Origin of the sequence: Mangrovicoccus ximenensis, assembly GCF_003056725.1 — a bacterium.
Taxonomy (GTDB): domain Bacteria; phylum Pseudomonadota; class Alphaproteobacteria; order Rhodobacterales; family Rhodobacteraceae; genus Mangrovicoccus; species Mangrovicoccus ximenensis.
Window position 1 is genome coordinate 1 of sequence record NZ_QBKZ01000014.1, and the last position, 25762, is coordinate 25762.

25 protein-coding genes and 9 pseudogenes are annotated in these 25762 nt (G+C 68.6%); 13 read left to right on the plus strand and 21 right to left on the minus strand.

The window, feature by feature from the left end; all coding sequences use genetic code 11:
* Positions 1-332, plus strand: a 332-nt coding sequence (locus C7T91_RS14110; RefSeq protein ID WP_145962883.1) for an outer membrane protein, incomplete at its 5' end; no start/stop codon positions are given.
* Between the two features lie 99 nt (positions 333-431).
* Here C7T91_RS14110 and C7T91_RS14115 read toward each other — a convergent pair.
* From C7T91_RS14115 to C7T91_RS14125, 3 genes are read right to left on the minus strand one after another with little or no spacing between them, the layout of a single operon-like run.
* On the minus strand, positions 432-1244 hold the full coding sequence (locus C7T91_RS14115; protein WP_236638237.1) for a hypothetical protein: 813 nt from the start codon (positions 1242-1244) through the stop codon (positions 432-434).
* Positions 1241-2197 (minus strand): hydroxyectoine utilization dehydratase EutB, encoded by a 957-nt coding sequence (gene eutB / locus C7T91_RS14120; RefSeq protein ID WP_108259811.1) that lies wholly within the window; start codon positions 2195-2197, stop codon positions 1241-1243. Before eutB ends, C7T91_RS14115 begins: the two co-directional genes overlap by 4 nt.
* On the minus strand, positions 2191-2898 hold the full coding sequence (locus C7T91_RS14125; RefSeq protein ID WP_108259812.1) for an aspartate racemase/maleate isomerase family protein: 708 nt from the start codon (positions 2896-2898) through the stop codon (positions 2191-2193). Before C7T91_RS14125 ends, eutB begins: the two co-directional genes overlap by 7 nt.
* A gap of 346 nt (positions 2899-3244) precedes the next feature.
* Between C7T91_RS14125 and C7T91_RS35740 the strand changes: the two genes are divergently transcribed.
* Positions 3245-5413: an HAD-IA family hydrolase gene (locus tag C7T91_RS35740; RefSeq protein ID WP_161555900.1), complete on the plus strand. Its 2169-nt coding sequence runs from the start codon at positions 3245-3247 to the stop codon at positions 5411-5413.
* A 1409-nt stretch (positions 5414-6822) separates the two neighbouring features.
* Here C7T91_RS35740 and C7T91_RS37895 read toward each other — a convergent pair.
* The 3 genes and pseudogenes from C7T91_RS37895 to C7T91_RS35750 all read right to left on the minus strand — a co-directional run.
* Positions 6823-7212: pseudogene (locus C7T91_RS37895) on the minus strand (YHS domain-containing protein); the annotation flags it as partial.
* A gap of 79 nt (positions 7213-7291) precedes the next feature.
* Positions 7292-7720 carry a c-type cytochrome gene (locus C7T91_RS14140; RefSeq protein WP_108259815.1) on the minus strand — a complete coding sequence of 143 codons (429 nt, stop codon included), beginning with the start codon at positions 7718-7720 and terminating at the stop codon, positions 7292-7294.
* 29 nt (positions 7721-7749) lie between these two features.
* Positions 7750-8049, minus strand: a complete 300-nt coding sequence (locus tag C7T91_RS35750) for a multicopper oxidase domain-containing protein (protein WP_407943302.1) — start codon at positions 8047-8049, stop codon at positions 7750-7752.
* On the opposite strand from C7T91_RS35750, the gene rpoN reads away from it, so the two are divergent.
* The 3 genes and pseudogenes from rpoN to C7T91_RS39485 all read left to right on the plus strand — a co-directional run.
* Positions 7951-9285, plus strand: coding sequence for an RNA polymerase factor sigma-54 (gene rpoN / locus C7T91_RS14145; protein WP_161555902.1), 1335 nt, complete (start codon positions 7951-7953; stop codon positions 9283-9285). The genes C7T91_RS35750 and rpoN overlap by 99 nt on opposite strands.
* Positions 9286-9354: 69 nt before the next feature.
* Entirely contained in the window at positions 9355-9762 is a 408-nt protein-coding gene (locus tag C7T91_RS14150; RefSeq protein ID WP_236638238.1) for a Zn-ribbon domain-containing OB-fold protein, read from the plus strand.
* Between the two features lie 20 nt (positions 9763-9782).
* Positions 9783-10055, plus strand: a pseudogene (locus tag C7T91_RS39485) (hypothetical protein); the annotation flags it as partial.
* Between the two features lie 114 nt (positions 10056-10169).
* On the opposite strand, the pseudogene C7T91_RS39490 reads toward C7T91_RS39485, so the two are convergent.
* The 4 genes and pseudogenes from C7T91_RS39490 to C7T91_RS39495 all read right to left on the minus strand — a co-directional run.
* Positions 10170-10514: pseudogene (locus C7T91_RS39490) on the minus strand (EamA family transporter); the annotation flags it as partial.
* A 29-nt stretch (positions 10515-10543) separates the two neighbouring features.
* The gene (gene pdxA, locus C7T91_RS14160; protein ID WP_108259818.1) at positions 10544-11536 is read right to left on the minus strand and encodes a 4-hydroxythreonine-4-phosphate dehydrogenase PdxA; all 993 of its coding nucleotides are present in this window, start codon (positions 11534-11536) and stop codon (positions 10544-10546) included.
* A 4-nt stretch (positions 11537-11540) separates the two neighbouring features.
* The gene (locus C7T91_RS14165; RefSeq protein ID WP_108259819.1) at positions 11541-12434 is read right to left on the minus strand and encodes a dihydrodipicolinate synthase family protein; all 894 of its coding nucleotides are present in this window, start codon (positions 12432-12434) and stop codon (positions 11541-11543) included.
* Positions 12435-12827: 393 nt separating this feature from the next.
* Positions 12828-12929 (minus strand): helix-turn-helix domain-containing protein, encoded by a 102-nt coding sequence (locus C7T91_RS39495; protein WP_201742106.1) that lies wholly within the window; start codon positions 12927-12929, stop codon positions 12828-12830.
* A 191-nt stretch (positions 12930-13120) separates the two neighbouring features.
* Here C7T91_RS39495 and C7T91_RS14175 point away from each other — a divergent pair, with 191 nt between their 5' ends.
* The 3 genes and pseudogenes from C7T91_RS14175 to C7T91_RS35760 form a co-directional block, all read left to right on the plus strand.
* Positions 13121-13669, plus strand: a complete 549-nt coding sequence (locus C7T91_RS14175) for a carboxymuconolactone decarboxylase family protein (RefSeq protein WP_108259820.1) — start codon at positions 13121-13123, stop codon at positions 13667-13669.
* Between the two features lie 56 nt (positions 13670-13725).
* Entirely contained in the window at positions 13726-14190 is a 465-nt protein-coding gene (locus C7T91_RS14180; protein WP_108259821.1) for a nuclear transport factor 2 family protein, read from the plus strand.
* A 158-nt stretch (positions 14191-14348) separates the two neighbouring features.
* Positions 14349-14546, plus strand: a pseudogene (locus C7T91_RS35760) (pyridoxamine 5'-phosphate oxidase family protein); the annotation flags it as partial.
* On the opposite strand, the gene C7T91_RS14190 reads toward C7T91_RS35760, so the two are convergent.
* From C7T91_RS14190 to C7T91_RS14210, 5 genes are read right to left on the minus strand one after another with little or no spacing between them, the layout of a single operon-like run.
* Entirely contained in the window at positions 14517-15272 is a 756-nt protein-coding gene (locus C7T91_RS14190) for a TenA family protein (protein WP_108259822.1), read from the minus strand. The pseudogene C7T91_RS35760 and the gene C7T91_RS14190 overlap by 30 nt on opposite strands.
* Positions 15273-15328: 56 nt before the next feature.
* Entirely contained in the window at positions 15329-15634 is a 306-nt protein-coding gene (locus tag C7T91_RS14195; protein WP_108259823.1) for a hypothetical protein, read from the minus strand.
* Complete coding sequence (locus C7T91_RS14200; protein ID WP_108259824.1) at positions 15631-16098, minus strand: hypothetical protein; 468 nt, start codon at positions 16096-16098, stop codon at positions 15631-15633. Before C7T91_RS14200 ends, C7T91_RS14195 begins: the two co-directional genes overlap by 4 nt.
* On the minus strand, positions 16098-17180 hold the full coding sequence (gene mraY, locus C7T91_RS14205) for a phospho-N-acetylmuramoyl-pentapeptide-transferase (protein WP_108259825.1): 1083 nt from the start codon (positions 17178-17180) through the stop codon (positions 16098-16100). The genes C7T91_RS14200 and mraY overlap by 1 nt, the downstream gene beginning before the upstream one ends.
* Before the next feature lie 5 nt (positions 17181-17185).
* Positions 17186-17434, minus strand: coding sequence for a hypothetical protein (locus tag C7T91_RS14210; RefSeq protein ID WP_108259826.1), 249 nt, complete (start codon positions 17432-17434; stop codon positions 17186-17188).
* Between the two features lie 147 nt (positions 17435-17581).
* On the opposite strand from C7T91_RS14210, the gene pyrC reads away from it, so the two are divergent.
* Together pyrC and C7T91_RS14220 are read left to right on the plus strand one after the other, a co-directional pair.
* The gene (gene pyrC / locus C7T91_RS14215) at positions 17582-18622 is read left to right on the plus strand and encodes a dihydroorotase (RefSeq protein ID WP_108259827.1); all 1041 of its coding nucleotides are present in this window, start codon (positions 17582-17584) and stop codon (positions 18620-18622) included.
* Between the two features lie 169 nt (positions 18623-18791).
* Positions 18792-20309: a calcium-binding protein gene (locus C7T91_RS14220; RefSeq protein ID WP_108259828.1), complete on the plus strand. Its 1518-nt coding sequence runs from the start codon at positions 18792-18794 to the stop codon at positions 20307-20309.
* Between the two features lie 92 nt (positions 20310-20401).
* Here the strand turns inward: C7T91_RS14220 and C7T91_RS35765 are convergent.
* Positions 20402-20920 (minus strand): annotated as a pseudogene (locus tag C7T91_RS35765) (orotate phosphoribosyltransferase); the annotation flags it as partial.
* 14 nt (positions 20921-20934) lie between these two features.
* Between C7T91_RS35765 and C7T91_RS35770 the strand changes: the two are divergent.
* Positions 20935-21081: pseudogene (locus C7T91_RS35770) on the plus strand (ABC transporter substrate-binding protein); the annotation flags it as partial.
* A gap of 922 nt (positions 21082-22003) precedes the next feature.
* On the opposite strand, the pseudogene C7T91_RS39500 reads toward C7T91_RS35770, so the two are convergent.
* The 5 genes and pseudogenes from C7T91_RS39500 to C7T91_RS14270 form a co-directional block, all read right to left on the minus strand.
* A pseudogene (locus tag C7T91_RS39500) lies at positions 22004-22579 on the minus strand (3-deoxy-D-manno-octulosonic acid transferase); the annotation flags it as partial.
* A gap of 14 nt (positions 22580-22593) precedes the next feature.
* Entirely contained in the window at positions 22594-22836 is a 243-nt protein-coding gene (locus tag C7T91_RS14250; protein WP_108259831.1) for a DUF4170 domain-containing protein, read from the minus strand.
* A gap of 135 nt (positions 22837-22971) precedes the next feature.
* Positions 22972-23445, minus strand: a complete 474-nt coding sequence (locus C7T91_RS14255; RefSeq protein ID WP_108259832.1) for a hypothetical protein — start codon at positions 23443-23445, stop codon at positions 22972-22974.
* A 265-nt stretch (positions 23446-23710) separates the two neighbouring features.
* Positions 23711-23842: a hypothetical protein gene (locus C7T91_RS37900; RefSeq protein ID WP_269101531.1), complete on the minus strand. Its 132-nt coding sequence runs from the start codon at positions 23840-23842 to the stop codon at positions 23711-23713.
* Positions 23843-24147: 305 nt separating this feature from the next.
* Positions 24148-24453: a hypothetical protein gene (locus C7T91_RS14270; protein WP_407943298.1), complete on the minus strand. Its 306-nt coding sequence runs from the start codon at positions 24451-24453 to the stop codon at positions 24148-24150.
* Here C7T91_RS14270 and C7T91_RS39505 point away from each other — a divergent pair.
* Both C7T91_RS39505 and C7T91_RS39510 read left to right on the plus strand, forming a co-directional pair.
* Positions 24435-24773 (plus strand): annotated as a pseudogene (locus C7T91_RS39505) (hypothetical protein); the annotation flags it as partial. The gene C7T91_RS14270 and the pseudogene C7T91_RS39505 overlap by 19 nt on opposite strands.
* A 182-nt stretch (positions 24774-24955) precedes the next feature.
* A pseudogene (locus C7T91_RS39510) lies at positions 24956-25199 on the plus strand (hypothetical protein); the annotation flags it as partial.
* Between the last annotated feature and the right edge of the window lie 563 nt (positions 25200-25762).

Below are 25762 nucleotides of genomic sequence, written 5' to 3' on the forward strand. Positions count from 1 at the left end.
ACCGCCTGGTTTACGGTGTCGAAGCCGACGCCAACGCCACCGCTCTGGAGCTGGAAGGCCATGACGTCGAAAGCCTGAGCCACATCAAGGCGAAACTGGGCTATGATCTCGGCCGTTCGATGATCTACGCAACCGGCGGCGCCGCCAACACCGAGATCAAGGACCTCGGCAATTCCTGGGGCTGGACCGGCGGTGTCGGCTACGACTACATGCTGACCGACGACCTCTCGGTCGGTGCCGAAATCCAGTACCAGTCCTTCGATGACTTCGATGACGGCGACACCGATGTCGACGGCACCAGCGCGGTCGTCAAAGTGTCCTACCACTTCTGATCCCACGCTCCCTGTTGGAGAGAAGGGGCATCGCGCAAGCGGTGCCCCTTTTTCTTTGCGCCCGCATTCCGGGCAGCCGCGCCGCTGATTTTCGCAAAGTCATGCTGCAGCGCCGCAAAGTTTCGCGGGATTTAACGCTCCGCACCGGACCGGAACCCGGCAATGATAGGATGCATGGCAGGGAGGATGGCCAAGACAGGAGCCATGCCATGCGGATCTGCATGATCCTTTCCCTTCCCCTGGCGCTTGCCGCCGCCCCCGCGGCCGCCGCCTGCAGCCAAGGCAGCGCGGGACAGGCCTACGAACTGGGCGAGACGCTGGCGCGCCAGGGCGTGCCCACCAGCGCGCGCCAGGAGGTTGCCCCGCCCTTCGCCACCCGGTCAGTTCGGCGGCAAGCCGCTCCGCCTTGGCCGGATCGCGCGCCCAGATCACGGCTTCGGTGACGGGCCGCACGAGGCAGAGCGCTTGCAGCTGCATCCGCGCCTGCAGTCCGGCCCCGAAGATCGCGGCCTTCGAGGCGTCCCGACGGGCGAGATACCGCGCCGCCACGCCGCCGGCAGCAGCCGTGCGCACATCGGTGAGATAGCCGTTGTCGAGAAGCACCGCCCGCACCCGGCCGGTCTCGGTGGAGAGCACCACCATCAGCCCCGAGGTCGAGGGCAGCCCCCTGGCGGGATTGTCGAAGAACCCCGGGGAAATCTTTACCGCGAAGCCCGGCAGGCCCGGCACATAGGCGGTCTTCACGTCCACCTCGCCGTTCACGTCGGGCATGTGCATCGACATCACCGGCGGCATCTCGACCCCGCCCTCGGCCAGCCGGGCGAAGGCCTGCTCCACCACGTCCACGGCCTCGCCGTCCAGTCTGATCCGGGCGCGCAGGTCGGCCTCGTGCAGGATGCGGATATCGCTCATCTATCTCCCTCCATGACGGCGCGGTGCAATTCCGGGTCGATGTTCTTCCCCGAAAGCAGCAGCACCAGCGGCCCAAGTTCAGCGCGCAGCTTGCCCGCCAGCACCGCCGCCGGGCCGACCGCGGCGGCGCCCTCCACGGTCTCGCCCTCCTCCGCCGCGAGGAAGCGGATGCCTTCCGCGATCTCCTCCTCGGTCAGCAGGATCAGCTCGTCCATCAGGTCGCGGCAGACGGCAAAGGTGAGGCGGTTCTCCAGCCCGATGCCGCCGCCGAGACTGTCGGCCAAGGTCTCCAGTTCCTCGACCTCCACGGGATGCCCGGCGGCCAGGCTCGCCGCCATCGCCGCGCCGCGCTCCATCGAGATGCCTATGATGCGGATCTCCGGCTTCAGTGCCTTGGCTGCCAGCGCGACCCCCGCCAGCAGCCCGCCGCCCGAGAGCGGAATGGCGATGGCCGCCGCACCGGGCAGCTGCCCGAGGATTTCCAGTCCCAGCGTCCCTTGGCCTGCCACCACCTCCGGATGGTCGAAGGGCGGGATCAGCGCGAAGCCCTCCTCGCGTTCGAGCCGCCGCGCCTCCTCGAAGGCCTCGTCCTGGCTGGCCCCGATCACCCGCGCCTCCGCCCCCAGCGCCTCGATCGCCGCGATCTTGTTTTTCGGCACCAGCCGCGACACGCAGATGACCGCCGGGATGCCCAGTTCCCGCGCCGCATGCGCCAGCGCGCGGCCATGGTTGCCGGTCGAGGCCGTGGTCACGCCTGCCGCCTGGCCGAGCTGCGCCGCCGCGTTCGAAGCGCCGCGCAGCTTGAAGGCGCCGGTTTCCTGCTCATGCTCGCATTTCAGCCAGACCGGCCCGCCCGCGATCTCCGACAGGCCCGGCGAGCCCCGCATCGGCGTCTCGCGGACCATGCCGCGGATGCGCGACTGCGCCGCGCGGATGTCGTCAAGCGTCACCATGACCGCCACTCCTCCCTCAGGCGATAGAGCGATCCCGGGCCCGTGGCCGGAATGCCCGCAATGTCGAGCGCCGCCCAGAAGGCGGCCTGGTTGGAGCTGACCACCGGCTTGCCCAGCCTTTCCTCGATCTCGCCGATCGCCTGCAGCGCGGGCAAGGCAGTGCAGGACAGGAAGACCGCCCCCGCCTCGGGATGGTCGGCGCGCATCGCGGCCGAGACCAGCTCCTCCTGCGGCAAGAGCGCCATCTCCCGGTCGTCGTCATGGCCCAGCGACAGCTCCGAGACGACCTCGATCCCCTGCCCGGCAAACCAGCCCGCGACCAGATCGGCGGTCTGCGGCAGATAGGGCGTCATCAGCGCGATCCGCCCGATCCCCAACCCCGCGAAGGCCCGCAGCGCGCCCGAGAGCGGCGTCACCACCGGCGCCCGCCCGCCGATTGCCGCCGCGACCCCGTCCCCCCAGCCGGTGGCGACGAAGGCCAGCACCGCGCCCGCGAAAGTGTCGGGGCGCAGCTCGGGATGGTGGACCGCGCGGCCGCTGGCCGCCAGCCCCGCCAGTTCGGGGTCGAGATCGCGGCCGAGGATCACGATCTCGGCCTCGGTCTTGAGGACCAGCCGTGCCTTGCGGGCTGCTTCGGCGCCGGAGCCGCAGATCACCACGCGGCGCCCGTCCATGCGCAGGAACATCGGGAAGTTCTTCATGTCGCATCCTTGAAAACGAAAAAAGCCGCCGACTGCCGCGGAAACGCAGCATGTCAGGCAGCTTTGCCATTGGGGCCCGGTCATCGGGGGGGGAGTCGCGGCGCCGTTGCCACTGTTTCCCTTTTTTCTCCGGATCGCGCATCCGTTCAAGGAAAACTGCGCGCGGAGCGCCGCTTTTCCGCATTGCGGCGACGGCAGGGGCGGCGGCTGCGCAGATAGCGGGCAGGACGGGTCTCCATGTCGCGCCCCGGAGGCCAAGGGCCGCGTTGAAACCTCCGGACATTCGATGTTTGATGGCCGGCGCGATGATTGCTTCGACCAGAATACTGATTGCGTGAAGACCATAATGAACGACTCCCGACTGATCCGCTGGGTCGAGAAATCCATGTTCGACCGGCGGGCCGATGCTGTCATCTCCGGTCTTCCGGGGGCGCTTGGCCGGGATGACAACAACGTCTTCTCGCTGCACGAGCTCGAGGGCTTCGCCGATGTCGATGTGGTCAGCTTCGATTTCTTCGACACGCTGGTCTTCCGCGAGCATCTCTGCATGGAGCAGGTCTTCGCCAAGACCGCGCAGCTCGGCGCCGCGCTGGTCGATGCGCCGCAGGACGACGTGTTCCGCGCGCTCTTCGCCGCCCGCGGCTACGGCTCCTTCCAGCTGAAGCGGACCATGGTGGCGCAGGGCAAGGGCGACGAGCCGAAGCTCGGGGACATCTTCGAGCGTGCGCTGCGGCCGTTCTGCGGCGATCCGGCCGAGCGGGCGCGGATGGCGGAGCGGCTGGTCGAGCTGGAGACCGGCATCGAGCTGCGCAACCTGGTGCCGAACCACGAGGCCCGCGCCGTGCTGCGCAACCTCAAGCTGCTCGGCCGCAAGGTGATCGTGGTCTCCGACATGTACCTGCCGGCGGCCTCGCTGCAGAAGGTGCTGGACGCGCACGGGTTGGGCGAGTTCGTCGACGACCTGATCGTGTCCTCGGAATTCGGCATCACCAAGAATTCGGGCGAGCTGTTCGAGGTCGTGGCCAAGCGCTGCGGCGTGCCGCGCCAGCGCGTGCTGCATGTCGGCGACAACTGGAACAACGACTGCGTGCGCCCGCGCCAGCGCGGCTTCCGCTCGGTGCACTACTATAACCACAACCAGGAGAACGAGGTTCGCCGCGCCCAGCGGATGCACGCCCTGCCGCGTCCCGGCACGGTGCGCGCCGACGAGCTGCGCCGCGATTTCGGCCTGGCCGCGCCGCGGCCGCTGGCCTCGCTAGATGCCGTGGTCGGGCAGGTGATCGCGCCCGCCGCCGCGCTTTTCGTGCATGACGTGCTGAGCCGCGCGCTGAAGAAGCGGAGCTCGCACATCTTTTTCCTGACCCGCGACGGCACGATTTTCCGCGAGATCGCCGAGGCGATGGTCGCTGCCGCGCCGGAACTCTATCCGGTCGAGGCGCAGTTCCGCACGCTGGCCACCAGCCGGGCGACCGGCGCGCTTCTGGGCTTCGCGCCCGAGGATGCCGACTATCTCTATGTCACCACCGAATACCTGTCGGAGGTGAGCTTCAGCTTCGCCCGGTTCCGCCGGATCTTCGGCATCTCCGACGAGGCGTTCCACGCGCTCGACGCGGGCACGCGTGCCCATGTCGACCGGCTCGGCGACGGCATGGCGATCGAGAGCTTCCGCAGCCTCTACTGGGACTGGGACGATTTCCGCCGCCTGGTGCAGTCCTCTGTCCACCGCAAGACTGCGCTGGTGACGGACTACCTGGAGCAGGAGGGCCTGTTTTCGGCGCGCAACCCGCTGCTCGTCGACATCGGCTATTCCGGCACCTGGGGCAAGCAGCTCTCGCCCGCGCTGGAAAAGCGCGAGCGGCTGGGCCTGCCGGTGCCCGACGATATCGGCTTCGAGTTCTTCGCGACCAACCGCTTCTATGTCGGCAACGTGCAGCGGATGCATCCGGCGATCACCATGGGGCCGGGGCGCATCCTCGACCACCGCCGCACCGACCTGGCGCTGACCTGCCTGAACTACGCCTGGCTGGAGCCGTTCTTCCTCGACCCGGCCCTGGGCAAGCTCGACGGCTTCGTCCGCGAGGGCGGCCGGGTCCGCGCCGAGTTCCGCGATCCGGCCTTCTCGGTGGCCGAACGCGCCCGGATCGAAGGGCTGCGCCACGCGATGGTCGGGCGCTGCGCGCAATTCGCCGCCGATCTCCTGCGCAAGGAAGGCACGGTCGAGGAGCTGCGCCGCCTGGTGCAGGACCGCCTGGTCGGGCTGGTCGCGCACCCGCGGCGCTCCGAAGTCGCGGCAATCAACAGCCTGGCGCATGAGCGCGGCATGGAGACGGTCAAGGCGCAGGAGATCGCGCCGCATTTCTGGCCGAACAAGTTCCGCGCCAAGATCGATTACCTGATGATGAACGACCACTGGATCCAGGGCAGCCTGTCGCGCAGCCGGATGGGGCCGCTGAACCATGCGCTGGCATGGTATTTCGCGCGCACGCGGTCGCAGTTCGAGGACTGGAAACCATGAGCGGCGCACGGCGCATCCTGCATTACAATTGGGCGCAGTTCGACGACCCCGAATTCCGCGGCGGCGGCGTCTCGGTCTATCTGCGCAACCTGCTGCACAAACTGGCGGGCAATCCGGGCTACGAGTTCACCGTGCTCAGCGCAGGGCACCACTATACCTACACCAACCGCAAGACCCGCTACGAGCCGATCTCGAACATCCTCGAGGGGCAGGGGGTCCGGAGCTTCCGCATCCTCAATTCGCCGGTCAAGGCGCCGGCGCATGACATGTTCTACGATATCGGCATCTGGCGGTCGGATCCGGAGATCGCCGAGGTCTTCGCCGAGGTTCTGACCGCGCAGGGGCCGTTCGACGACGTGGTGCTGCATTCGATGGAGGGCATCTCCTCGGAGGTTCTGGCGCTGAAGGAGCGGTTCCCGCAGACCCGGTTCCACTACATGTGGCACAACTACATGCCGCTCTGCCCGCAGATCGAGCTCTTGCACCAAAACCGCACCGACTGCACCGATTACGAGGGCGGGCGGAAATGCCAGGGCTGCATCGCGGGCTTCCATTCGCGCGACCAGCTGATCGTGCCGCAGCGCTTCGGTTCGTCGCTGGAATTCGCGCGGCTCTCGGGCCGTCCGCTCGGGAATTTCCTGTTCGGTGCCGGGCTCGGCAGCTGGAAGGTGGGGCAGGCCTGCCGCTTCTTCCTCAAGGACCTGCGCCGCTCGCTGCGCGGCGCCTTCTCGAAGAATGACGGCGCGGCTCCGCGCGGCCGCGGCTTCCAGCCGGTCGACACCGCAGCCAAGGGGCCGGGGCCCGCGGGCCGCTCGCTGGAGGTCGCCCGCGGCCACCTCGTCGAGCGGCACGTCCTCCTCGCCCGAATCCGTCACGCGGCGCGCGGTCTTCGGCGCCAGATCGAGGAGCGCGCGGATCGCGTCGCCGGTGCGCTCGCGCGCCGCCAGCTCCATCACCTGGCCGACCAGCACGAGGACGAGGATCACGGCCGCGGCCTCGAAATAGACCGGGGCCATGCCCATGCCGTCGCGCATCGCCGCCGGGAACAGGCCCGGCGCGATCAGCGAGACCACCGAGAAGAGATACGCCGCGCCGGTGCCGAGCGCGATCAGCGTCCACATGTTGGGCGAGCGGTTGACGACCGAGGCCCAGCCCCGCTTGAAGAACGGCCGGCAGATCCAGACGACCGGCGTGGCCAGCAGGAACTGCACCCAGCCGAAGGCGCTGTGGCCGATCCAATCGGCGAAGGGAATGCCCAGATGGGCGCCCATCTCGAGCACGAAGACCGCTGCCGCGAGCGGCGCGGTGATCGCCAGCCGACGCCGGAAATCGACATATTCGGGGTTGGGGCCGCTCTCGGCCGTAGGCGTCTCGGGCTCCAGCGCCATGCCGCATTTCGGGCAGTCGCCGGGATGGTCCTGGCGGATCTCGGGATGCATCGGGCAGGTGTATACCGTGCCTGCCGGCATCGGCTCGGGCGCGGGTCGGCCGCCCAGATATGCCTCCGGATCGGCCTCGAATTTCGAGCGGCAGTTTTCCGAGCAGAAATAGTGCCGCTGGCCCCCGTGCTTCAGCATGTGCTGCGCCGCCGAGCGGTCGACCTCCATGCCGCAGACCGGGTCTGCCGCCGTCAGGTAGTCCTGCGGGGCCGCCATGAATTTCTCCCGGCAGCCCGCGGAGCAGAAGTGGTAGCGATGCCCGCCATGCTCCGCCGAGGGCTTGCCCGCGGAGGGATCGACGGTCATCCCGCAAACGGGATCGCGGATGACCGCGGGCGCATCGGAGTGATCATGTGGCATGGCAGCCTCCTGCGGACCTGAACTTGAGTCCCGACAGAGATGGGAGTTCCAGCCGCTGGAAGGTCAAGCCGGTTCCGGATTATTCCCGGTAGATGCTGTGGCAGGACTTGCAGGCGCCGCCGAGATCGCGCAGCGCCGGACCCAGCCCGGCCTCGTCGGCGATCTCGAGCGCGGCCGCGGTCTGCCGCAGGGCTTCGGCCTTTGCGGAGAAATCCTCCCAGTGCTCCCAGATGGCGGGACGCGCTTCCGACTGGGGGACGGAGACGTTGGCCTGGAACTGTCCGGGGATGCGGCCGGCCTCGTCCGCGACCATCGCCAGCGCCTGCCGCGCGGCTTCGGCATCGAAAGGCTGTTCGCCCTTGGCCATCGCGCCCAGCGTCTTCAGCTGCACGCCCAGCGTCATCATGCCGTGCATCCGCGCCATTACGACGGGATCGGTCACGCCGTTATGGGCCGCCGCCGCCGCCGCCGCTGCCGTGATCCCGGCAGCGAGTCCAAAAGCCTTCATATGTCATCCTTCCGTTTGCGTCCGGCCGTTCAGGCCACTTCGACCCAGTTGGTCATGCCTGATGCCGCATGGCCCAGCATGTGGCAATGCAGAAGCCACTTGCCGGGATTGTCCGCAACGAAGGCGATCTCGGTGCTCTCGCCCGGCAGGACCAGCACCGTGTCGCGCATCGGCCCCTGCCGGCCCTCTGCCGCGACCTCGCGGAAATGCATCCCGTGCAGGTGCATCGCATGCGGGAAGACCGTGTCGTTGCCGAAGCGCAGCCGCACCGTTTCGCCAAGGGAGAGCCGCGCGAAGGGCGCCGCATCCCGGCCTGCCTGGCCGGCCAGCGCCCAGAACTGGCCGCGCTCGGCGAGCGCCCGGAAACCCAACTCCTCGCCTTCGAACCGCGCCGCCTCCATGCCGCGCACGGGACCGGCGGCGGCGCTCGCGGCGTCTCCGACGACAACGGCATCGAGCGCTACCTGGCCGGCGAGGTCTCGCTGCGCGACGCGCTCCTGCAGCAGGCCGCGATGGCCTTCCGCGCCCCCGCCGACATCGCCATTGCCACCGACATCATCGACTCGCTCGACGAGGCGGGCTACCTGACCCGCAAGACCAAGATGATCGCCCGCCGCCTGGCCTGCACGCCCGAGCGCGTCGAGGACGTGCTGGCGGTGATCCAGGGCTTCGAGCCCGCCGGGATCGGCGCCCGCAGCCTTTCGGAATGCCTGGCGATCCAGCTGCGCGAGCGCAACCGCTACGACCCGGCGATGGCCTGCCTGCTCGACAACCTGCCGCTGCTGGCGAAATACGACCTGAAGAAGCTGGCGAAGCTCTGCGGCGTCGACATGGAGGACATCACCGCGATGGCCGCCGAAATCCGCGAGCTCGACCCGCGTCCGGGCCGCCGCTTCGACACCGCGCCGGTGCCGCCGGCGCTGCCCGACGTGCTGGTGCGCCGCGGCCGCGACGGCAGCTGGCGGGTGGAGCTGAATTCCGAGCTGCTGCCGCGGGTGCTGGTCAACCGCCAGTACTATTCCGAGATCACCGCGGGCAAGCTCGGCGCCGAGGACAAGCTCTTCGTCGTCGACTGCATGCGCGACGCGACCTGGCTGGCGCGCAATGTCGACCAGCGCGCCCAGACCATCCTGAAGGTCTCCACCGAGATCGTCGCCCAGCAGCAGGCCTTCCTCGACCGCGGGGTGGAGCATCTGCGCCCGCTGAACCTCGCCGACGTGGCCGAGAAGGTCGGCGTGCATGTCTCGACCGTCTGCCGCGCGATTTCCGGCAAGTACCTGATGACCGACCGCGGGCTTTTCGAGCTGAAGTTCTTCTTCTCGAATTCCGTCGGCGCGACCGAGGGCGAGGAGGAAAGCTCCTCGGAGACCGTGCGCCACCGCATCCAGGCGATGGTCGCTGCCGAGACCGCCGCGACGGTGCTGTCGGACGAGGCCATCGTGCAGGAGCTGCGCAAGGGCGGCATCGACATCGCGCGGCGCACCGTCGCCAAGTATCGCGACATCCTCTCCATTCCGTCCTCGCTGCAGCGGCGGCGGATGAAGAAGGCCGAAGCCTACGCCTGAGCGCCCCGGCGTGGCATGCGGTTTGCTTCTTGACCGGGGCAGGCCGCCACGCAGAGGAGGAGCGACAGCATGACCGAGATGACCCAGGTGAACAGCTACGCCAACGGCGACAGCGCCCCCTATTGGGCCGGGATCGCCGAGGGACGGCTCCTTTTCCAGAAATGCGGCGCCTGCGGCTCGGTCCAGTTCCCGCCGCGCCACCACTGCGCCTCGTGCTGGGCGGCCGATCCGGACTGGACCGAGAGCGCAGGCACCGGCGAGGTGGAAAGCTTCACCATCGTGCGGCGCGCGCCGCTGCCCGCCTTCCGGGACAAGGTGCCCTATGTGGTCGTCTCGGTGACGATGGCAGAAGGGCCTCGGATGATCGCCGCGCTCGAGGGCGAGGACGCGCTGTCTGTCGCGATCGGCGATGCGGTCCGGGTGGCCTATGCGAAGGATGCCGAGGGCAACATGCTGCCGGTCTTCCGCCGGGCCTGAGCGCCAGAAGGAGGACGGCCATGCTGAGCCGGCTGCCCCGCAGCGAGGCGGGGATCGCGACTTATGCCGGCACGGTCCGGCCTTGGGAATGCGACCGCAACAACCACTGGAACGTGCAGTTCTACCTGCGCGCCTTCCAGATGGCCTCGGAAATCCTCGCGGCTGCCGGGCTGGGGCGCAATCCCGGCGCGGCCAGCACCGCCTTCCGGCATTTCCGCTTCCACGGCGAGCTGTTCGCAACCGAGACCATGAAGGTCGTCTCGGGCCGCATCGCCGAGGGCCCCATGGAGGGCCATGTGCTGCACCGCATGGTGACCGGCCCCGACGACCGCCTGTCGGCCACCGCGATCGAGGCGCCGGCCTATGCGGTCGGCGGCCTGCCCGTGATCGGCGGCGAGCTGCTGCGCAAGGCGCTGCCAGGCGCCGAGTGCCACGAAGAGCGGCGAGGCGAAGCCGATCGCCGTCACGGTCGCCAGAGGCGCGCGCTGCAGCGCCGCGAAGAGCAGCACCAGCGACAGAAGCTTCAGCCCCGCGCGCAGCACATGGCTCCAGCGCGCGCTGGTGCGCAGGATCGCCGGGCGCCGCAGGATCAGCGGCAGCAGCGCCAGCACCCCGAAGAGCGCCCGGGTGAAGCCGATCTGCATCGCCGGGATCTCGCCCGCCAGCAGCCGGACGATGACCGAATCCGCCGCGCCGCCGATGGTGACCAGCACCATGATCAGAAGGCCGGTCCGCGCCGGGGACTGCAGCATTCATGTCTCCTCCCCGGACCATGGCCGCCTCACGCCGGTTCCGCCGCGCGCGCCGCAGCAAGGCGGCCGGCATAGCCGAGCGCGGCCAGCATGTTGACATGGTTGGCCTGTCCGGTCCCGGCGATGTCGAAGGCGGTGCCGTGATCGACCGAGCAGCGGTCGATCGGCAGGCCGAGCGAGACATTCACCGCCGTGTCGAAGGCGATCAGCTTGATCGGGATATGCCCCTGGTCGTGATACTGCGCGATCACCAGGTCGAAGGCGCCCTTGTGCGCGCGGTAATAGACGGTGTCGGCCGGCACGGGCCCGGCCACGTCGATGCCCTCGGCCTTCGCCTGCGCCACGGCGGGCGCGATCCGGGTGTCGTCCTCGTCGCCGAACAGACCGTTCTCGCCGCAATGCGGGTTGATCCCGGCCACCGCGATCCGAGGATGCTCGACACCCATGCGCCGGAAGTGCCGGTGGCCCATGCGGATCGTCTCCAGCACGCGCTCGGTCGTCGCCCGCTCGATCGCCTCGCGCAGGCTGACATGGGTGGAGACATGCAGCACGTTCAGCGTCGGCGAGGCCAGCAGCATCCACGACGATTTCCGGCCGGTCAGATGCGCCAGCATCCCGGTATGGCCGTCGTAATGGTGCCCGGCCGCGTTCAGCGCCGCCTTGTTGATCGGCGCCGTCACGATCATCGCCGCATCGCCCGCCATCGTCAGCTCGACCGCGCGCTCGATATAGCGGAAGGACGCCTCGCCGCAGGCCGGGCTGAGCACGCCGAATTTCCCCGGCAGCCCCTCGACCGGCACGTCGATCACGCCGAGCGACCCGGGCGCGGCAGCGGCGCCATGGTCATGCAGGCCGATCGCGGCGCCGGTCGAGGCCAGGGCGCGCTCCAGCGTGGCGCGGTCGCCGATCACCGCATATCCGGCACGCTGGGACGGGGGCAGCTCGGCCATCGCCTTGACCGTCACCTCGGCGCCGACGCCGGAGGGATCGCCCATGGTGATCACGATCGGGGATTGGGTCATCGGCTCAGGCCTCCGCCATCAGGTCGTATTTGCGCAGCACCGCCTCGATGGCACGGTCCTGCGCCGGATCGGGCAGCAGCGCGGGCTGGCGCGAGGCGCCGACCGAGCGGTCCATCACCCAGAGCGCGCGCTTGACCAGCGCGGGCGGATAGCCGAGCCCGTAGAGGTCGCGCCGGAACGCGCCGTAGATCTCCTGGGCTGCCGCCGCGCCTGCCGCATCGCCCGCATTGAAGCAGCCGACGATCCGCGCCAGAACGTCCGGCATCACGTTGCCGAGTCCCGAGATGCAGCCTGCCGCGCCGTTTTCCAGCGCCCAGTGCACCAGGTGGTCCGGTCCGGACCAGACCCCGAAATCCTCCGCCTCGCGCGACACCTGCAGATAGGCCTCCAGCGTTTCCTGCGCCCCGCCCGAGTCCTTGATCCCCTTGATGTTGCCATGCGCCGCCAGGCGGCGGGCGGTTTGCGGCTCGACATGGTTCTGGGTCCGCGCCGGGATGTCGTAGAGATAGACCGGCCGGTCGACCGCATCGGCCACCGAAGCGAAATGGCGGTAGAGCCCGTCCTGCGTGCAGTCGATGAAGAAGGGCGTGATCACCGCGATGCCGTCGACCCCGGTCCGCGCGAATTCGCGCGCCAGGAGCTTGGTCTCGAACGTCGCGGGCATGCCCGCATTGACGAAGACCTTGGCCCGGCCGGCGACCTCCTCGACCACCTCGGCGGTCAGGCGGACCTTTTCGTCGTAGGTCAGCGCGGTGAAGTCGCCATTGGTGCCGGCGCACATGATGTTGTTGCCCGCCTCGACCTGGCGGCGCACCTGCGCGCGGGTCGCCGCATAGTTCAGGCTTTCATCCTCGTGAAAGCACGTCACCACCGCGACGAAGGCCTCTTTCTGGGTCATGCGATCCTCCCGCTCCGTTCCCTCTGAGCATCGGAAATAGTTGCAAACCTGTCAACATGCATTATTCGGGAAATCAACTTTGACGTGATTTTCAGTTTTACCGTTTTATTTCGGATCGTTAAACAAAAACCGTCGGCCATTCATCCGGAATGACGGCCGAAATATGCGCGAGTCGCCGCATGACCAGTTGACAACTTTTCGGTACCACCTCTACCTTGGACGCAAAACAGCCCAAGCCGCGACAGACCGGGAGGACCGCCATGCTCACCCTGACCGACCCCATCGAGATGCAGCGCCCGCCGGTGCTGCGCTTCGGCGACGGCACGCTTGAGGGACTCGCGGCCTGGGCGGAGGCGCAGGGCTGCCGCCGCCCCTTCGTGGTCGCCGATCCGGTCAATGCCGCGCGGCTCGGCGCGCTCGGTGCAGCAGCGCCGTGCCCAGCCGGTCCTCGAGCTCCGCCACCCGGCGGCTGACCGTCGCCAGCGGCAGGCCCATCTGCCGCGCCCCGGCCGACAGCTGCCGGCATCGACGCAGGCCACCAGCATCGCCATCGAATCCAGACGGTCCGCCATGCTTCCATTCTCCGGGAGGTTGCTTCCCGATTTTAGCCTCTGCCGCCAATTTCCGGAAGGTCTATTTCACGGACACCGGAACACGGAAATCGAAACGCAGAAAAGGAGACCGACATGTCCCGCATCGCCATTCCCGCCTCTGCCGAGGCCGCGCCCGAAGCCTCCCGCCCGCTGCTGGCCCAAGTGAAATCGCTGCTCGGCAGCGTGCCGAACCTGTTCCGCCTGGTGGCGCACAGCCCCGCCGCGCTCGAAGGCTATCTGGGCCTCTTCGGCGCGCTCGGAAAGGGCCGCCTGCCCGCCGCCACCCGCGAGCGCATCGCGCTCGCGATCGCCGAATTCAACGGCTGCGGCTACTGCCTGTCGGCACATAGCTATCTGGCGGCCAACCTCGCCAAGCTGCCGCCCGAAGAGATCGCCGCGAACCGCCGCGGCCGGTCCGCCGACCCGAAGGCCAACGCCGCCGTGGTCTTCGCCCTGAAGGTCGCCGAGGCGCGCGGCCATGTCTCGGATGCCGATCTGCACGCCGTCCGCGACGCGGGCTTCGGCGATGCCGAGGTGATCGAGATCGTCCAGAACGTCGCGCTGAACATCTGGACCAACTACGTCAACGAGGTCGCCCGCACCGAGATCGACTTCCCCGTGGCCGACGGCGCCGCCGCCTGAGCCCCCCGGCGGCAGGCCCCGTGCCTGCCGCCCGCCAGACCGAGAAAGGACCGGCCATGACCCGCCCCCCGCTTCCGCCCTTCACCGCCGAGACCGCCCGGCAGAAAGTCCGCCTGGCCGAGGACGCCTGGAACAGCCGCGACCCCGAAGCCGTGTCGCGCGCCTACACGCCGGACAGCCGCTGGCGCAACCGCAGCACCTTCCTTGCCGGCCGGGCCGAGATCGTCCGCTTCCTTGCCGCGAAATGGCGGACCGAACGGGAATACCGCCTGATCAAGGAGCTCTGGGCCTTCGAGGCCAACCGCATCGCCGTGCGCTTCGCCTATGAATGGCAGGACGCGGAGGGCCGCTGGACTCGCTCCTACGGCAACGAGAACTGGGAATTCGACGCCGGGGGGCTGATGGCGCTGCGCCATGCCAGCATCAACGACCTGCCCATCGCCGACGCGGACCGCCTGTTCCGCTGGCCGCAGGGACGCCGCCCGGACGGCCATCCCTCGCTGAGCGATCTGGGGCTCTAGCCATGCCGCTTCCGTCCGACATCGCCTTCACCCGCGCCGTCAAGGCGGAGCAGGCGGCCCGCGGTTCGCGCGGGCTCTACGAGCGCGCCGAGACCGCCCGTCCCTGGCCCGAGGAGGTCACGCCCGAACTCGAGCACTTCGTCGCGGCGCAGACCAGCGTGTTCCTCGGCACGGCCAGCGCCGCCGGACAGCCCTATGTCCAGCATCGAGGCGGCCCGCCGGGCTTCCTGAAAGTGCTGGGCCCGCGCTGTCTCGGCTTCGCCGATCTCGAGGGCAACCGGCAGTATGTCACGCTCGGCAACCTGTCGGAGAACCCGCGCGCCTTCCTATTCCTGATCGACTTCGCGCGGCGGCGGCGGATCAAGCTCTGGGGGCGCGCGCGGGTGGCCGAGGCCGATGCGGAGCTGTCCGCGGCGCTCGGCGACGCGCGCAACCTCGGCCGTGAAGGCCGCGTCGAAGAAGGCGCGCTCGAGCGCCACCGCCTCGCGGAACATCGCCGCGGCCGCCTCCTGCTCTGCTGCGCCGAGCCCCGGCCAGGCGGCGTCGAGCTGGCCCTTCAGCCAGGCGACCACGCCTTCGAAGCCCGGGCCGCTATGAAGGTCGATCCATTCCGCGAACCAGAAGGGCAGCGCCGGATCGTAGCCGACATAGCGCTCGCCCCAGCTCAGATAGCTCCATTCCGCGACCAGAAGCACCGCGATCATCTGCTCGTAGCGCCCCGAATTCCGCGCCCGCGCCATCAGCGCGCGGAAGGACGCGGCAGGCGCGGAAGGCTCCGGCGCGCGCTCGGCCGGGGTCATGTCCAGCGCCTCGAAGCTGCGCTGGAAATAGTCATTCTCGGGGCCCGCGATCAGCCCGAGGAAGCGCGCGCCGGGCAGCCCGTCGGCGAGGCTCGGCGCATGGGACACCGCGGCGGCCAGCAGCCGGACGAATTCCTCGACGAAGAGGTAATCCTGCCCGAGATACCAGGCCATCTTGTCCCGCGGCAGGCTTCCATCGGCCAGCGCACGGCAGAAATCGTGATCCGTGGCCGCATCCCAATCGGCGCGGCAGCTTTCGGCGAGCATCTCGCAGGGGCGCATCGCACCCTCCCTTTTCCGTATCGTTTTCCGTTGGCGCGCCGCAGCGGCGCGCCGCTTCACCAGGAGACCGAGGCCGCGATCACGTCGCCGAGCCAGGGCAGCTCTCTCGAGACCCGGTCCCACTGCACCGTGGACCCGACCGCCGCCGCGATGAACAGCAGCGCCCAGAGCCCCTGCACCCAGGCCTGCCTCCGTTCCAGCGCCCGCACCGCGAGCCCGAGGAAGCATAGCAGCGCCACCCCTTCGATCAGCGTCAGCCGGTCCCGCATCCAGACATTGTGCAGCACCAGCGCCGGTCCGACGACCACCGCCAGCACAAGTTCCAGCGCTTCCCAGAAGGAGGAGCGGAAGAATTGGCTCATTCGGACATCTCCTTTGCGGGCTTTCCATCGCCGCCGAGAAGGGCAAATCCCTGTGTCGCTCCGATCCCGAAGCCGAGAAGCAGCAGGAGGTCGAACAGGAGGATCACGGCCATCATCCGGGCAACGAAGAACCATTTCGCCCATGCGCCGCCCGAGACCCGCCGGTCGGCGAACCGGCTGCAGGTGCAGATGCCGATCCAGAACAGCGCGGCGAGGATGGCGAAGCAGGCGGCAATGGCCAGCGCCAGGAGCCGCCATTGGCCCCCTCCCCCTTCGGGCAGGAGGCCCCAGAACACCGCCAGCATGGCGCTGAACGGAATCGCCAGCGCACAGATCTCGATCAGCTTCAGCAGGAACTCGTCCCAGGCCATGCCCGGCTGCGCCGCCTTCACGGCCCCTGCCAGCACGTCCTGCGAGGCGACGAACCGGCCGCGGACGACGCCGATCTCGACCTCGTCCTGCATCACCGGACCTTGAGCGTCGCCAGACCGATCAACGCCAGGATCAGCGAGATGATCCAGAAACGGATGACGATCTGCGGCTCCTGCCAGCCCTTCTTCTCGAAATGGTGGTGGATCGGCGCCATCAGGAAGACCCGCTTGCCGGTGCGCTTGAAATAGCCGACCTGGATGATCACCGACAGCGCCTCGACCACGAAGAGCCCGCCGACGATGCCCAGCACGATCTCGTGCTTCGTGGCCACCGCGATCGCGCCGAGCGCGCCGCCCAAGGCCAGCGAGCCGGTATCGCCCATGAAGACCGCCGCAGGCGGCGCGTTGTACCACAGGAAGCCCAGGCCGCCGCCGATCAGCGCGGCGCAGAAGATCAGCAGCTCGCCGGTGCCCTCGACGTAATGCACGTCGAGATAGGCGGAAAAGTCCGCGCGGCCAACCACATAGGCGATGATGCCGAGCGTCGCGGCGGCGATCATCACCGGCATCACGGCCAGGCCGTCAAGCCCGTCGGTCAGGTTCACGGCATTCGCCGCGCCGACGATCACCAGCATCGAGAACGGGACGTAGAACCAGCCGAGATGCATCAGGAAAGTCTTGAAGATCGGGAAGGCCAGGTTGCCGGTCAGCTCCGGCGGATGGACATACATCATCCAGACCGAAGCCACCGCCGCGATCGCGAAGCCGATCCCCAGCCGCACTTTGCCGGACACGCCCGAGACGTTCTGCTTGGACACCTTGGCATAGTCGTCGGCAAAACCGATCAGGCCGAAGCCCGCTGTCACCATCAGGCACATCCAGACGAAGGGATTGTCGAGCCGCGCCCAGAGCAGCGTCGAGACCACCAGCGCGCCGAGGATCAGCACGCCCCCCATGGTCGGCGTGCCGGCCTTGGAGAAATGCGTCTCGGGCCCGTCGGTGCGGATCGGCTGGCCCTTGCCCTGGGTGCGGCGCAGCAGGTTGATCAGCGGGCGCCCGAACAGGAAGCCGAAGATCAGCGCCGTGGCAAAGGCCATGCCCGCCCGGAAGGTGATGTAGCGGAAGAGGTTGAAGACATCGCCGCCATCCGAGAGCGCCGTCAGCCAGTAGAGCATTTCCGTCAGGTTCCTTGCTTGGCCGCGTCGCGCAGCGCGGAGACGGCCTGAGAGACTTTCGATCCGAGCGACCCCTTGACCATCACGACGTCGCCGGCCCTGAGCAGCCCGGGCAGCGCGGCGGCCGCCTCGGCGGCGCCGGCAAAGGCGGCAAGGCGCTTCGCTCCGGGAAGGGCTGCATCGAGCGCCGCGGCGCGGGCGTCGACGCGCTGGCGCGGCGGCAAGGCGGTGGCGGGGGCAGTCTGGTCGAGCATGGGGGTCCTTCGCGGTTCGCGGCCACACTAGCGGCTGATCCGGGACAGGCAACAGTCGCGCATCTCGCCGCAGGCCCCGGCGGCGCCCCGCGCCCGATTAATGTGCAGCCCCTTCCCTAAGCCCGCGCGCCCGGCTAAGAGCAGCCCATGACCGACACGCTCACGCTCCGCCGCCCCGACGACTGGCACCTGCATCTGCGCGATGGCGCCATGCTCAAGGCCGTCCTTCCCGAGACCACGCGCCATTTCGGCCGTGCGATCATCATGCCAAACCTCGTGCCGCCGGTGGTCACCCCGGCGGATGCCGCGGAATACCGCGACCGCATTCTCGCGGCGAAGCCCGACGGCTCGAAGTTCCAGCCGCTGATGACGCTCTACCTGACCGAGACGACCGAGCCGCGCGACATCCGCGCCGCCGCCGAGATCGGGCTGATCACCGCGGTGAAGCTCTATCCCGCCGGCGCCACCACCAACTCGGCCTCGGGCGTGCGCGACCTCTCGAAGGTCCGCCGCGTGCTGGAGACCATGGCGCAGGTCGGCATTCCGCTGTGCTGCCACGGCGAAGTCACCGATCCCTCGATCGACATCTTCGACCGCGAGGCGGTGTTCATCGACACCGTGCTCGATCCGCTGCGCCGCGACATCCCCGAGCTGCGCGTCGTGATGGAGCACATCACCACCTCGGACGCGGTGCAGTATGTCAGCGAGTCGACCGGCAATCTCGGCGCGACGATCACCACGCATCACCTGATCATCGACCGCAACCACATCCTCGTGGGCGGGATCAAGCCGCATTACTACTGCCTGCCGGTGGCCAAGCGCGCGACCCATCGCGACGCGCTGATCGAGGCGGCCACCTCGGGCGATCCGCGCTTCTTCCTGGGCACGGACTCTGCGCCGCACCTGACCAAGGACAAGGAAAGCGCATGCGGCTGCGCGGGCGTGTTCTCCTCGACCAACACCATGTCCTGCCTGGCGCAGGTCTTCGAGAATGCGGGCGCGCTCGACAAGCTCGAAGGCTTCGCCTCGGTGAACGGCCCGAAATTCTACCGCCTGCCGCCGAACGAAGATACGATCACCCTGAAGAAGGGCGCCCCGGTCGCGTACCCGGCGGCGATCGAGACCGAGAATGGCCCGGTGACGGTCTTCGACCCGGGGTTCCCGCTCTACTGGCACGTCGAGGCCTGAGCCCCGCGGCGCCTCCTGTCTCCGCCTGCCGCCCGCGCAGGCGGAGAAAATTGAAGACCGGTTGAAAATATACGTTTTTCGAACCGTCAAGCTTTGTTAACCGTTCTTGTGACCTGCCGTTTCCGGGAGTTTTCCGGACGGCGGAAGATTTTATTGTGCGGAGCAAACGATGACGACCTACACCTATTCGGCAAGCTATCTGGAGTTCTCGGGCAGCTCGGAAGAAATCGGTGCCATCTCCTACGAGCTCGAGGTGGTCATCACCGCCTTCGACAGCTTCTTCACCTATATCCCCGATCCCGACTCCGAAGAGCTGATCGTCACTGAAATCCTGGCCACCTACCTGCCGCTCTACGGCTTTGAGGTCGGCAGCTACAATGTGTTCGACTCGGTCTCCGCCAATATCGCCGAAGTGGACTGGGGCGAGGGCTACACCTCGACCGTGCTGCGGCTGCATTCCGATGCGGCCGAGGGCGATCCGGACCATTTCGCCGGCGAAGTCATCCTGCTTCTGGAAGGCGACGCCCTGCCTGACTTCACCGACCTGAACGCGGCGCTGAACTTCTATGTCCAAAGCTTCGGTGCCACCCTGCCGGAAGGCGCGTGGGGGCCGGGCGAGGAAATCGCATTCGCCGATTTCGCCGCGCTGAGCGACGTGACCGAGAATGACGTGATCGAAGGCACCGACGCGGCCGAGACCCTGAGCGGCGGCCTCGGCGAAGACGCGATCAACGGCAAGGGCGGCGACGACCTGATCCAGGGCGGCGCCGGCTACGACTTTCTCGAGGGCGGCCAGGGCGCCGACACCCTCGATGGCGGCGCGGATGACGACCAGGTCAGCTTCCGCCATGATCCGGCAGGCGTGGTGATCGACCTGCGCGAAGGCTATGCCATCGACGGGTGGGGCGATACCGACGAGCTGTCCAGCATCGAGATGGCCCGCGGGTCGATGTTCGACGACACGATCTACGGCAATGGCGGGCACAACATGCTGCGCGGCCTCGCAGGCGACGACCTGATCGACGGCCGCATGGGCAAGGACACCGTGCTCTATGACCGCGATGCCGAGTTCGGCGGCACCGGCGGCGTTTTCGTGGACCTGCTGGCCGGAACCGCGACGGACGGGTTCGGCGACACCGACACGCTGGTCAACATCCTGAATGTCGTCGGCGGCGATGCCGATGACACGATCTACGGCGATACCGGCTTCAACGAGCTGACGGGCAATGTCGGCAGCGACCGCATCTACGGCAATGACGGCTGGGACACGATCGACGGCGGCAACGGCCATGACCGGCTGTTCGGCGGCAAGGGGCGCGACCTGATCTTCGGCGGCAACGGCCATGACAAGCTGCGCGGTTCGCTGGGCTTCGACACGCTGGATGGCGGCAACGGCCATGACACGCTGATCGGTGCCAAGGGCGACGACCTGATGACCGGCGGCGCGGGCAACGACACCTTCATCTTCAAGTACAACTTCGACAATGACACGATCACCGATTTCGGCGACGGCGACGATATTCTGGATTTCTCGGAAATCGGCCCGATCGCCGATTTCGCGGATCTGGTGGCGAACCACCTTGCCGACGGCGCGACCGGGGCGGTGATCGCCGACGGCAACGGCAACAGCGTGACGCTGACCGGCGTCTGGTCCGCCGATCTGGGCGAGGCGGACTTCCTGTTCTGAGCCAGCCTGCCCTGTCCGGACCCTCTCCGGGCGGGGCTTTTCCGCGGTCGAGGAATGGTCTAGAGCAGCCCGAGTTTTTCAGCGACGGAGCCGCCCCCGATTTCCGGGAAGATGCCGTAGGAGAAGATCACCGAGGTATGCGTGCAGGTGGCGCCGGTGTCGCGGATCGCGTCGACGAAGCTCAGCTTCGAACCGCCATCGGTGGTCAGATCCTCGACCAGCAGGACGCGCTGGCCTTCGGTCATCGCGCCTTCGATCCGGGCGTTGCGGCCGTACCCCTTGGGCTTCTTGCGTACATAGGTCATCGGCAGCGCCAGGCGTTCGGCGATGAAGGCCGCGAAGGGAATGCCCGCGGTCTCGCCGCCTGCGACGTTGTCGAAGGCCTCGAACCCCGCCTCGCGCATCGTCTTGCAGGCCAGGAAATCCATCAGCGCCGAACGGATCCGCGGGTAGCTGATCAGCTTGCGGCAGTCGATATAGGTCGGGGAGGGCAGGCCGGAGGCGAGGGTGAAGGGCTCCTCGGGGCGGAAATCCACCGCGCCGATCTCCAGCAGCGCGCGCGCGGTCAGGCGCGCCATCTCTTCGTTGGAGGGGAAGGAGGTGGGGATCATCCGTCGCAGGCCCGATCGCCAGCGGCGCCGAAATGGCGATCTCGGAAGTCTCGGAGAGCGGCCTGCTGCTGGGCGGCGAAACCGCCACCCCGGTGCGCGGCGACAGCACCTGCGTCGATGCCTCCGCCGCGACCGCCGCGGGCGAACGGCTGGTGACCGCCCGCCTCCGGGCGCGTCCCGCCTCCGGCCTCCGGCAGCTTGCCGCTGCGCATCGCCTCCAGCGCTCTGCGCAGCCCGGCGGCGATCTTCCATAGAGTGGCGGCGATGTTCAGCAGCAGGAAGGCCGCGACGGCCAGCAGGATCGCGCGTTCGGCGAAGACGGTGTCTTCCAGCATCGCCAGCGCGCCGCGCAGCCCCATGCTGTTGGCGACGAGCGTGCGCAGCAGCTCCTGCAGGGACCAGGCAAGCGCGCCGAAGAACAGCAGCGCGGGCAGGCCGGCCGCCTCCAGGCGCGCGGCGAAGGCGCTGTTGCGCAGGAGCCCATTCCCGCCCAGCAGCGCATGGGTTGCCAGGATCACCGCAAGGCAGAGGGTTAGGACCGTGCCCGCGACCTCGGAGCCGAACTCGCCCTCCAGCAGATAGCCATAGCCTGCGAGGATGACCGCCAGCGAGAACGCGGCCCACCCGGCCTGCAGCCGCGGCGCCGCTTCGCCGGAGGAGTGGCAGCGCCACAGCCGCCCGCAATGGCCGATGAGGAAGGGCAGGACCAGCGCCGCGGCGTCGATGCTGACATGGTGTTCCAGTTCGAACAGGATGGCGAGCACCGCCGCCAGCGCCAGGACTGCCGCGCCCCAGAGGCCCATCAGGAAGCCCGCCAGGAATGCGGTCGCGGCGAAGGCGGGCCAAGGCAGGTAAAGGTCGAAGACCGGGACCGGCGGCCAAGGATGCCCGAGCGGCGCCAGGCTGCCGCCTGCGGCGAGGCCGAGAAGCAGGATCAGACCCAGCGCGGGCCAGGTGCCGGGCAGCCGGCCGGGTCAGCCGCGCCAGCTCCGCCTCGTCGCAGGGCGGCGGCGGGGTGCCTTCCTTCAGCGTGCCGGTGACGGCCATGCGGCCGCGCGGCAGGCCGAGATTGCGCAGATGCGCCGCGGTGGCATCGTCCTGCACCTGCACGGCGGCGAAGCGCTCCATCAGGCATTTCGCGGATTTGCCGATCGCGTACCAGCGCCGCGCGCTGCGTTCCGAGATGCGCGCGTTCAGCAGCAGGATCGGCGTGCCGCGGGCATCGGTCTCGGTGATCAGCGCGGGCCAGAATTCGCTTTCGGTCCAGACCGCGAGGTCGGGCTGCCAATGCGCCAGGAAGCGGCGCACGAAGGGCACGACATCGAGCGGGATGAACTGGTGCACCGTGCGCGGCGGCATCCGCGCGGCGAGAAGCTCGGCCGAGGTGACGGTGCCGGTGGTGACGAGGAAATTCAGCGCCGGGTCATGCATCCCGAGCCGCTTGATCACCTCGAGGATCGACAGGCTCTCGCCGACCGAGGCGGCGTGGAACCAGATCAGCGGGCCGTCGGGGCGCGGCAGCGAGGCATGGCCTTCGCGTTCGGCAAGGCGGGCAGGGTCCTCCTTGCCGCGGGCCAGCCGCTTCTGCAGCTGGCGGCGGCCCCAGCCCTCGGCATTGCGCGAAAACGCAAGATAGGCGGAGAGGGCGAGGGGCTTCATCCGGGAAGGGGAGCTCAGCCGAGCTCTTCGGTCGCGGAGGCGGCGGTTTCCTCGTCGCGCAGGCGGTGGATATGGGCGATGAAATAGCGCATGTGGGCATTGTCCACGGTGCGCTGCGCGGCATCTTTCCACGCGGAATGGGCGGAGTCGTAGTCGGGGAACATGCCGACGATGTCGATTGCCTCGACATCCTTGAACTCGTTCTTGGAAGGATCGACGAGCTCGCCGCCGAAGACAAGGTGCAGTCGCTTGGCCATTCTGGGAACCTCCATGGCACTGTCCGGTCGCCCGCCTTGTGCTGCAATCGCAGCAAAGGGTCAAGATCGGGTAAAGCCGCGGGGGCGCGCCCGGATGCGGGAACCGGGGCCGCGGCGGAAGATAATTCCGCGCCTTCACCGGGGCTTGCGCCGCGGCGGCCCGCGATGCCGCCTATTCTGCTCGCAATTCGCTGCCGGAACGCTTATGTCCTCCTTGCAGATCCTTGTCTCGGACCCTGTTCCTTCCGGCTCAGCTTCGAACTCCAGCTTTGCCCTGCCGCCGCATTCTGCGGGCGGCACCGTCGGAAAGGACCTGACATCTGCGGAAATCATCCCGAGAAGCCCGCAACCGGGCAACGGCCAGGACAGCGCCCCGCCCGGCATCCGCAGGGCGACCGGCCCCGCGCTTGCGCGGAGGGGGCCATCCGCGCAAGCGCGGCGCCGGGCGTCGAGCTGCGCCTGCACCTCGAGCACCAGCCGCCCGCCGCCCGGGCGCGCCGCTTCCAGCGCGTCATTGACCGCCGGCAGGCAGCCCTCGGGAAAGCCGACATCGACCACCGCGCCGCGGATGGCGGCGATCCTGCCGTCGGGGATCGGATCCTGGGTCATGCTCGCAGCTCCGGTTGAGCCAGATGCCCCTTCCTAGCAAGCCCGCCGCCCGCCGGAATAGATCCAAGTCAAGTTTCCGAATGTTTTCGCTCACGGCAGCCCCTTTCCCTTGCCCCGCGGGAGCGGCGGAGGGGCATGGCAGCCTCGGCCGGGAGATGCAGCGCCGATGCCCGGCGCTGCCCGCGGCCGCCGACTTGGCCCTCGCGCCGCTGCCGGGCTGGGCTGGGCTGGGCTGGGAGGCGCGCCATGGCTTGCGGTCAGGACATCAACCATCGATCATCTCCATGCCGGCAGCTTCGGCTTCGGCGCGCATCAGCTGCCGGAGCTCGGCCCGGCGCGCTGCGAGTTGAGCGGAGGCAAGGTGCCTCTCCTGCAGCGGGGCAGTGATCTCGACCACCTTGCAGATGCGCGGGGACCGCGCCGCCGCCCGGCGGATTTGCCAACCGCCCCGCACTCCGCCGATACCTCCGGCCGGCGGTCCGCCCCGGCATCGGCGCGGACTGCCAAGTGTCCGGCCAGTCTCCGATGCAGGTCCGGACGTCCGCCCGGTCCCGATCCGGAGAGGCCCGGCGCGGACCGTGCCGCGCCGGGAGGCCGTACCAGGCGTTCAGGCGAGGTGGCTGCCGAAGAACGCCTGCAGCTTGTCGAAGGGAATGATGTCCTTCTGGTCGTAGAGGTCGACGTGATCGGCGCCGTCGATGATCACTCCACGCCGCCGAGGCTGTGGATGCGCGTCCAGGCGGTGTTGCGGGTGTCCTGCCGGTCGCCGAGGCTCTCGCGGACGGTCTCGACCGCGGATTTCTCCGGCGTCACGAAGGAAAACCCGTCGCCGCCGATCGCCGCGCCCGGCTGCAGGATCACCCGGTCGCCCAGGCGCACCCGGCGGCCGACGCGGACCCCGGCGCAAAGCAGCACGTCATCGCCGATCACCGTGTCCTCGGCGACCGACACATGCGGGCAGATCACCGCGCGGGCGCCGATGCGGACCCGGGCGCCGAGCCCGCTCACGGCGCAAGATCCACCTTGGAATTGATGAGAAACGCTGGAAATCCGGGCCGTCGAGCTCACCTCCGGCAATGTCGGCGATGCCGAGCCGGTGAGCGCCACCGGTCCGGGCGAACCGGCGAGGGATGCTGCAGGACCTGCTCGCCCAGTTCCCGGCGGACGAGGAGATCGCCACCGTCACGGCCGGGTTGCCAGCGGATGCGCCGTCGCCCATCGGGCTCGAACCGGTGGCGCCACGATGGGCAACTTCGAGCACCGCTGGCGACGCCTATGACACGCGCGGCTGCCATGATGCCGTTGCGGCCCGTGGCGCGGCCGCGGTTCGCCGGGCAAAAGGCCACCGGTCCGGGCGAAGCGGCGAGGGATGCTGCCCGATCTGCTTGCGCAGATCCCAGCGGAAGAGAAGATCGCCACGGTGACGGCCGAGTTGCCAGCGGATGCGCCGTCGCCCATCGGGCTCGAACCGGTGGCGCCACGATGGGCAACTTCGAGCACCGCTGGCGACGCCTGCGACACGCGCGGCTGCCATGATGCCATCGCGGGCCGCGGAGCAGCTGCGGTTCGCCGGGCAAAAGGTCCCCCGGAGCTTTTGCTGAACCTCCTCACTTCCGCCGCGCCGAAACGCCAGGCCTTGGAAGCCGGACACCGCAGGGGCCCGCGCACGCAACGAGATCCTGAGGGCATCGAAGCACCTGGGCCGGGCGCTCTGGCGGAACTGGAGCGGGCACCACCGCCGCAGCACGGTGGAGATATGACGTGGACCGGGCAAAGGTCCGGGGGACCTTTTCCCCGGCGATTGAATGAGGACCCCAGGAACAGGAGGACCGCGTCGCACGAGGCCAGTTCCCGGCCCAGGTCCTCGATCCAATAGGCGCCGACGGCGTTGCGTGACGGGGCGAAATAGAGCTCCCAGGAAGGCTGGAGCTGGGCGATCCGCTCGACCACGGGCCGGACGCGCGGCAGGTCTCGTGAATTGTAGCTGACAAACGTACGCAAGGGACCGCCTCGCTTGGAATGTTCCCAATGTGTAACCAATTCCGATCTATTGCAACCGTCCCGGAAGTCGGCTTTCCCCGGTTTCTGCCGCTCAGAAATTGCAATCCAACGAGCGCTTTGTGCGCACCTCCGTCGGCCAGCACGCCGAGAATGCTGCAGGCCGGGCCGAGCGGCCGCTCCAGGGGAAGCTGCAGCGCGGCGGCGCTGGACTTTGAATGACCGGACAGGGGAGCGGCCGCTCGTACCTTAGCCTCGCAGCGCCTGCGCGCCACCGGCTGCAAACTGCGCTCCTCGGTCGTCCATTGCTCTCGGGGTG

Coding starts and splice junctions, on each gene's coding strand:
- C7T91_RS14250 (WP_108259831.1), bottom strand. CDS start 22,836: ATGGCCAAGCGACTGCACCTTGTCTTCGGCGGCGAGCTCGTCGATCCT.
- C7T91_RS14200 (WP_108259824.1), bottom strand. CDS start 16,098: ATGCAGGACGAGGTCGAGATCGGCGTCGTCCGCGGCCGGTTCGTCGCC.
- C7T91_RS14165 (WP_108259819.1), bottom strand. CDS start 12,434: ATGACCCAGAAAGAGGCCTTCGTCGCGGTGGTGACGTGCTTTCACGAG.
- C7T91_RS14220 (WP_108259828.1), top strand. CDS start 18,792: ATGACGACCTACACCTATTCGGCAAGCTATCTGGAGTTCTCGGGCAGC.
- C7T91_RS14195 (WP_108259823.1), bottom strand. CDS start 15,634: ATGAGCCAATTCTTCCGCTCCTCCTTCTGGGAAGCGCTGGAACTTGTG.
- C7T91_RS14255 (WP_108259832.1), bottom strand. CDS start 23,445: ATGACCCAGGATCCGATCCCCGACGGCAGGATCGCCGCCATCCGCGGC.
- C7T91_RS14125 (WP_108259812.1), bottom strand. CDS start 2,898: ATGAAGAACTTCCCGATGTTCCTGCGCATGGACGGGCGCCGCGTGGTG.
- C7T91_RS14190 (WP_108259822.1), bottom strand. CDS start 15,272: ATGCGCCCCTGCGAGATGCTCGCCGAAAGCTGCCGCGCCGATTGGGAT.
- C7T91_RS39495 (WP_201742106.1), bottom strand. CDS start 12,929: ATGGGCCTGCCGCTGGCGACGGTCAGCCGCCGGGTGGCGGAGCTCGAG.
- C7T91_RS14140 (WP_108259815.1), bottom strand. CDS start 7,720: ATGAAGGCTTTTGGACTCGCTGCCGGGATCACGGCAGCGGCGGCGGCG.
- pdxA (WP_108259818.1), bottom strand. CDS start 11,536: ATGACCCAATCCCCGATCGTGATCACCATGGGCGATCCCTCCGGCGTC.
- mraY (WP_108259825.1), bottom strand. CDS start 17,180: ATGCTCTACTGGCTGACGGCGCTCTCGGATGGCGGCGATGTCTTCAAC.
- C7T91_RS14180 (WP_108259821.1), top strand. CDS start 13,726: ATGACCCGCCCCCCGCTTCCGCCCTTCACCGCCGAGACCGCCCGGCAG.
- C7T91_RS14115 (WP_236638237.1), bottom strand. CDS start 1,244: ATGAGCGATATCCGCATCCTGCACGAGGCCGACCTGCGCGCCCGGATC.
- C7T91_RS35740 (WP_161555900.1), top strand. CDS start 3,245: ATGAACGACTCCCGACTGATCCGCTGGGTCGAGAAATCCATGTTCGAC.
- C7T91_RS14175 (WP_108259820.1), top strand. CDS start 13,121: ATGTCCCGCATCGCCATTCCCGCCTCTGCCGAGGCCGCGCCCGAAGCC.
- C7T91_RS14210 (WP_108259826.1), bottom strand. CDS start 17,434: ATGCTCGACCAGACTGCCCCCGCCACCGCCTTGCCGCCGCGCCAGCGC.
- rpoN (WP_161555902.1), top strand. CDS start 7,951: ATGCGGGAAGACCGTGTCGTTGCCGAAGCGCAGCCGCACCGTTTCGCC.
- eutB (WP_108259811.1), bottom strand. CDS start 2,197: ATGGTGACGCTTGACGACATCCGCGCGGCGCAGTCGCGCATCCGCGGC.
- C7T91_RS14150 (WP_236638238.1), top strand. CDS start 9,355: ATGACCGAGATGACCCAGGTGAACAGCTACGCCAACGGCGACAGCGCC.
- pyrC (WP_108259827.1), top strand. CDS start 17,582: ATGACCGACACGCTCACGCTCCGCCGCCCCGACGACTGGCACCTGCAT.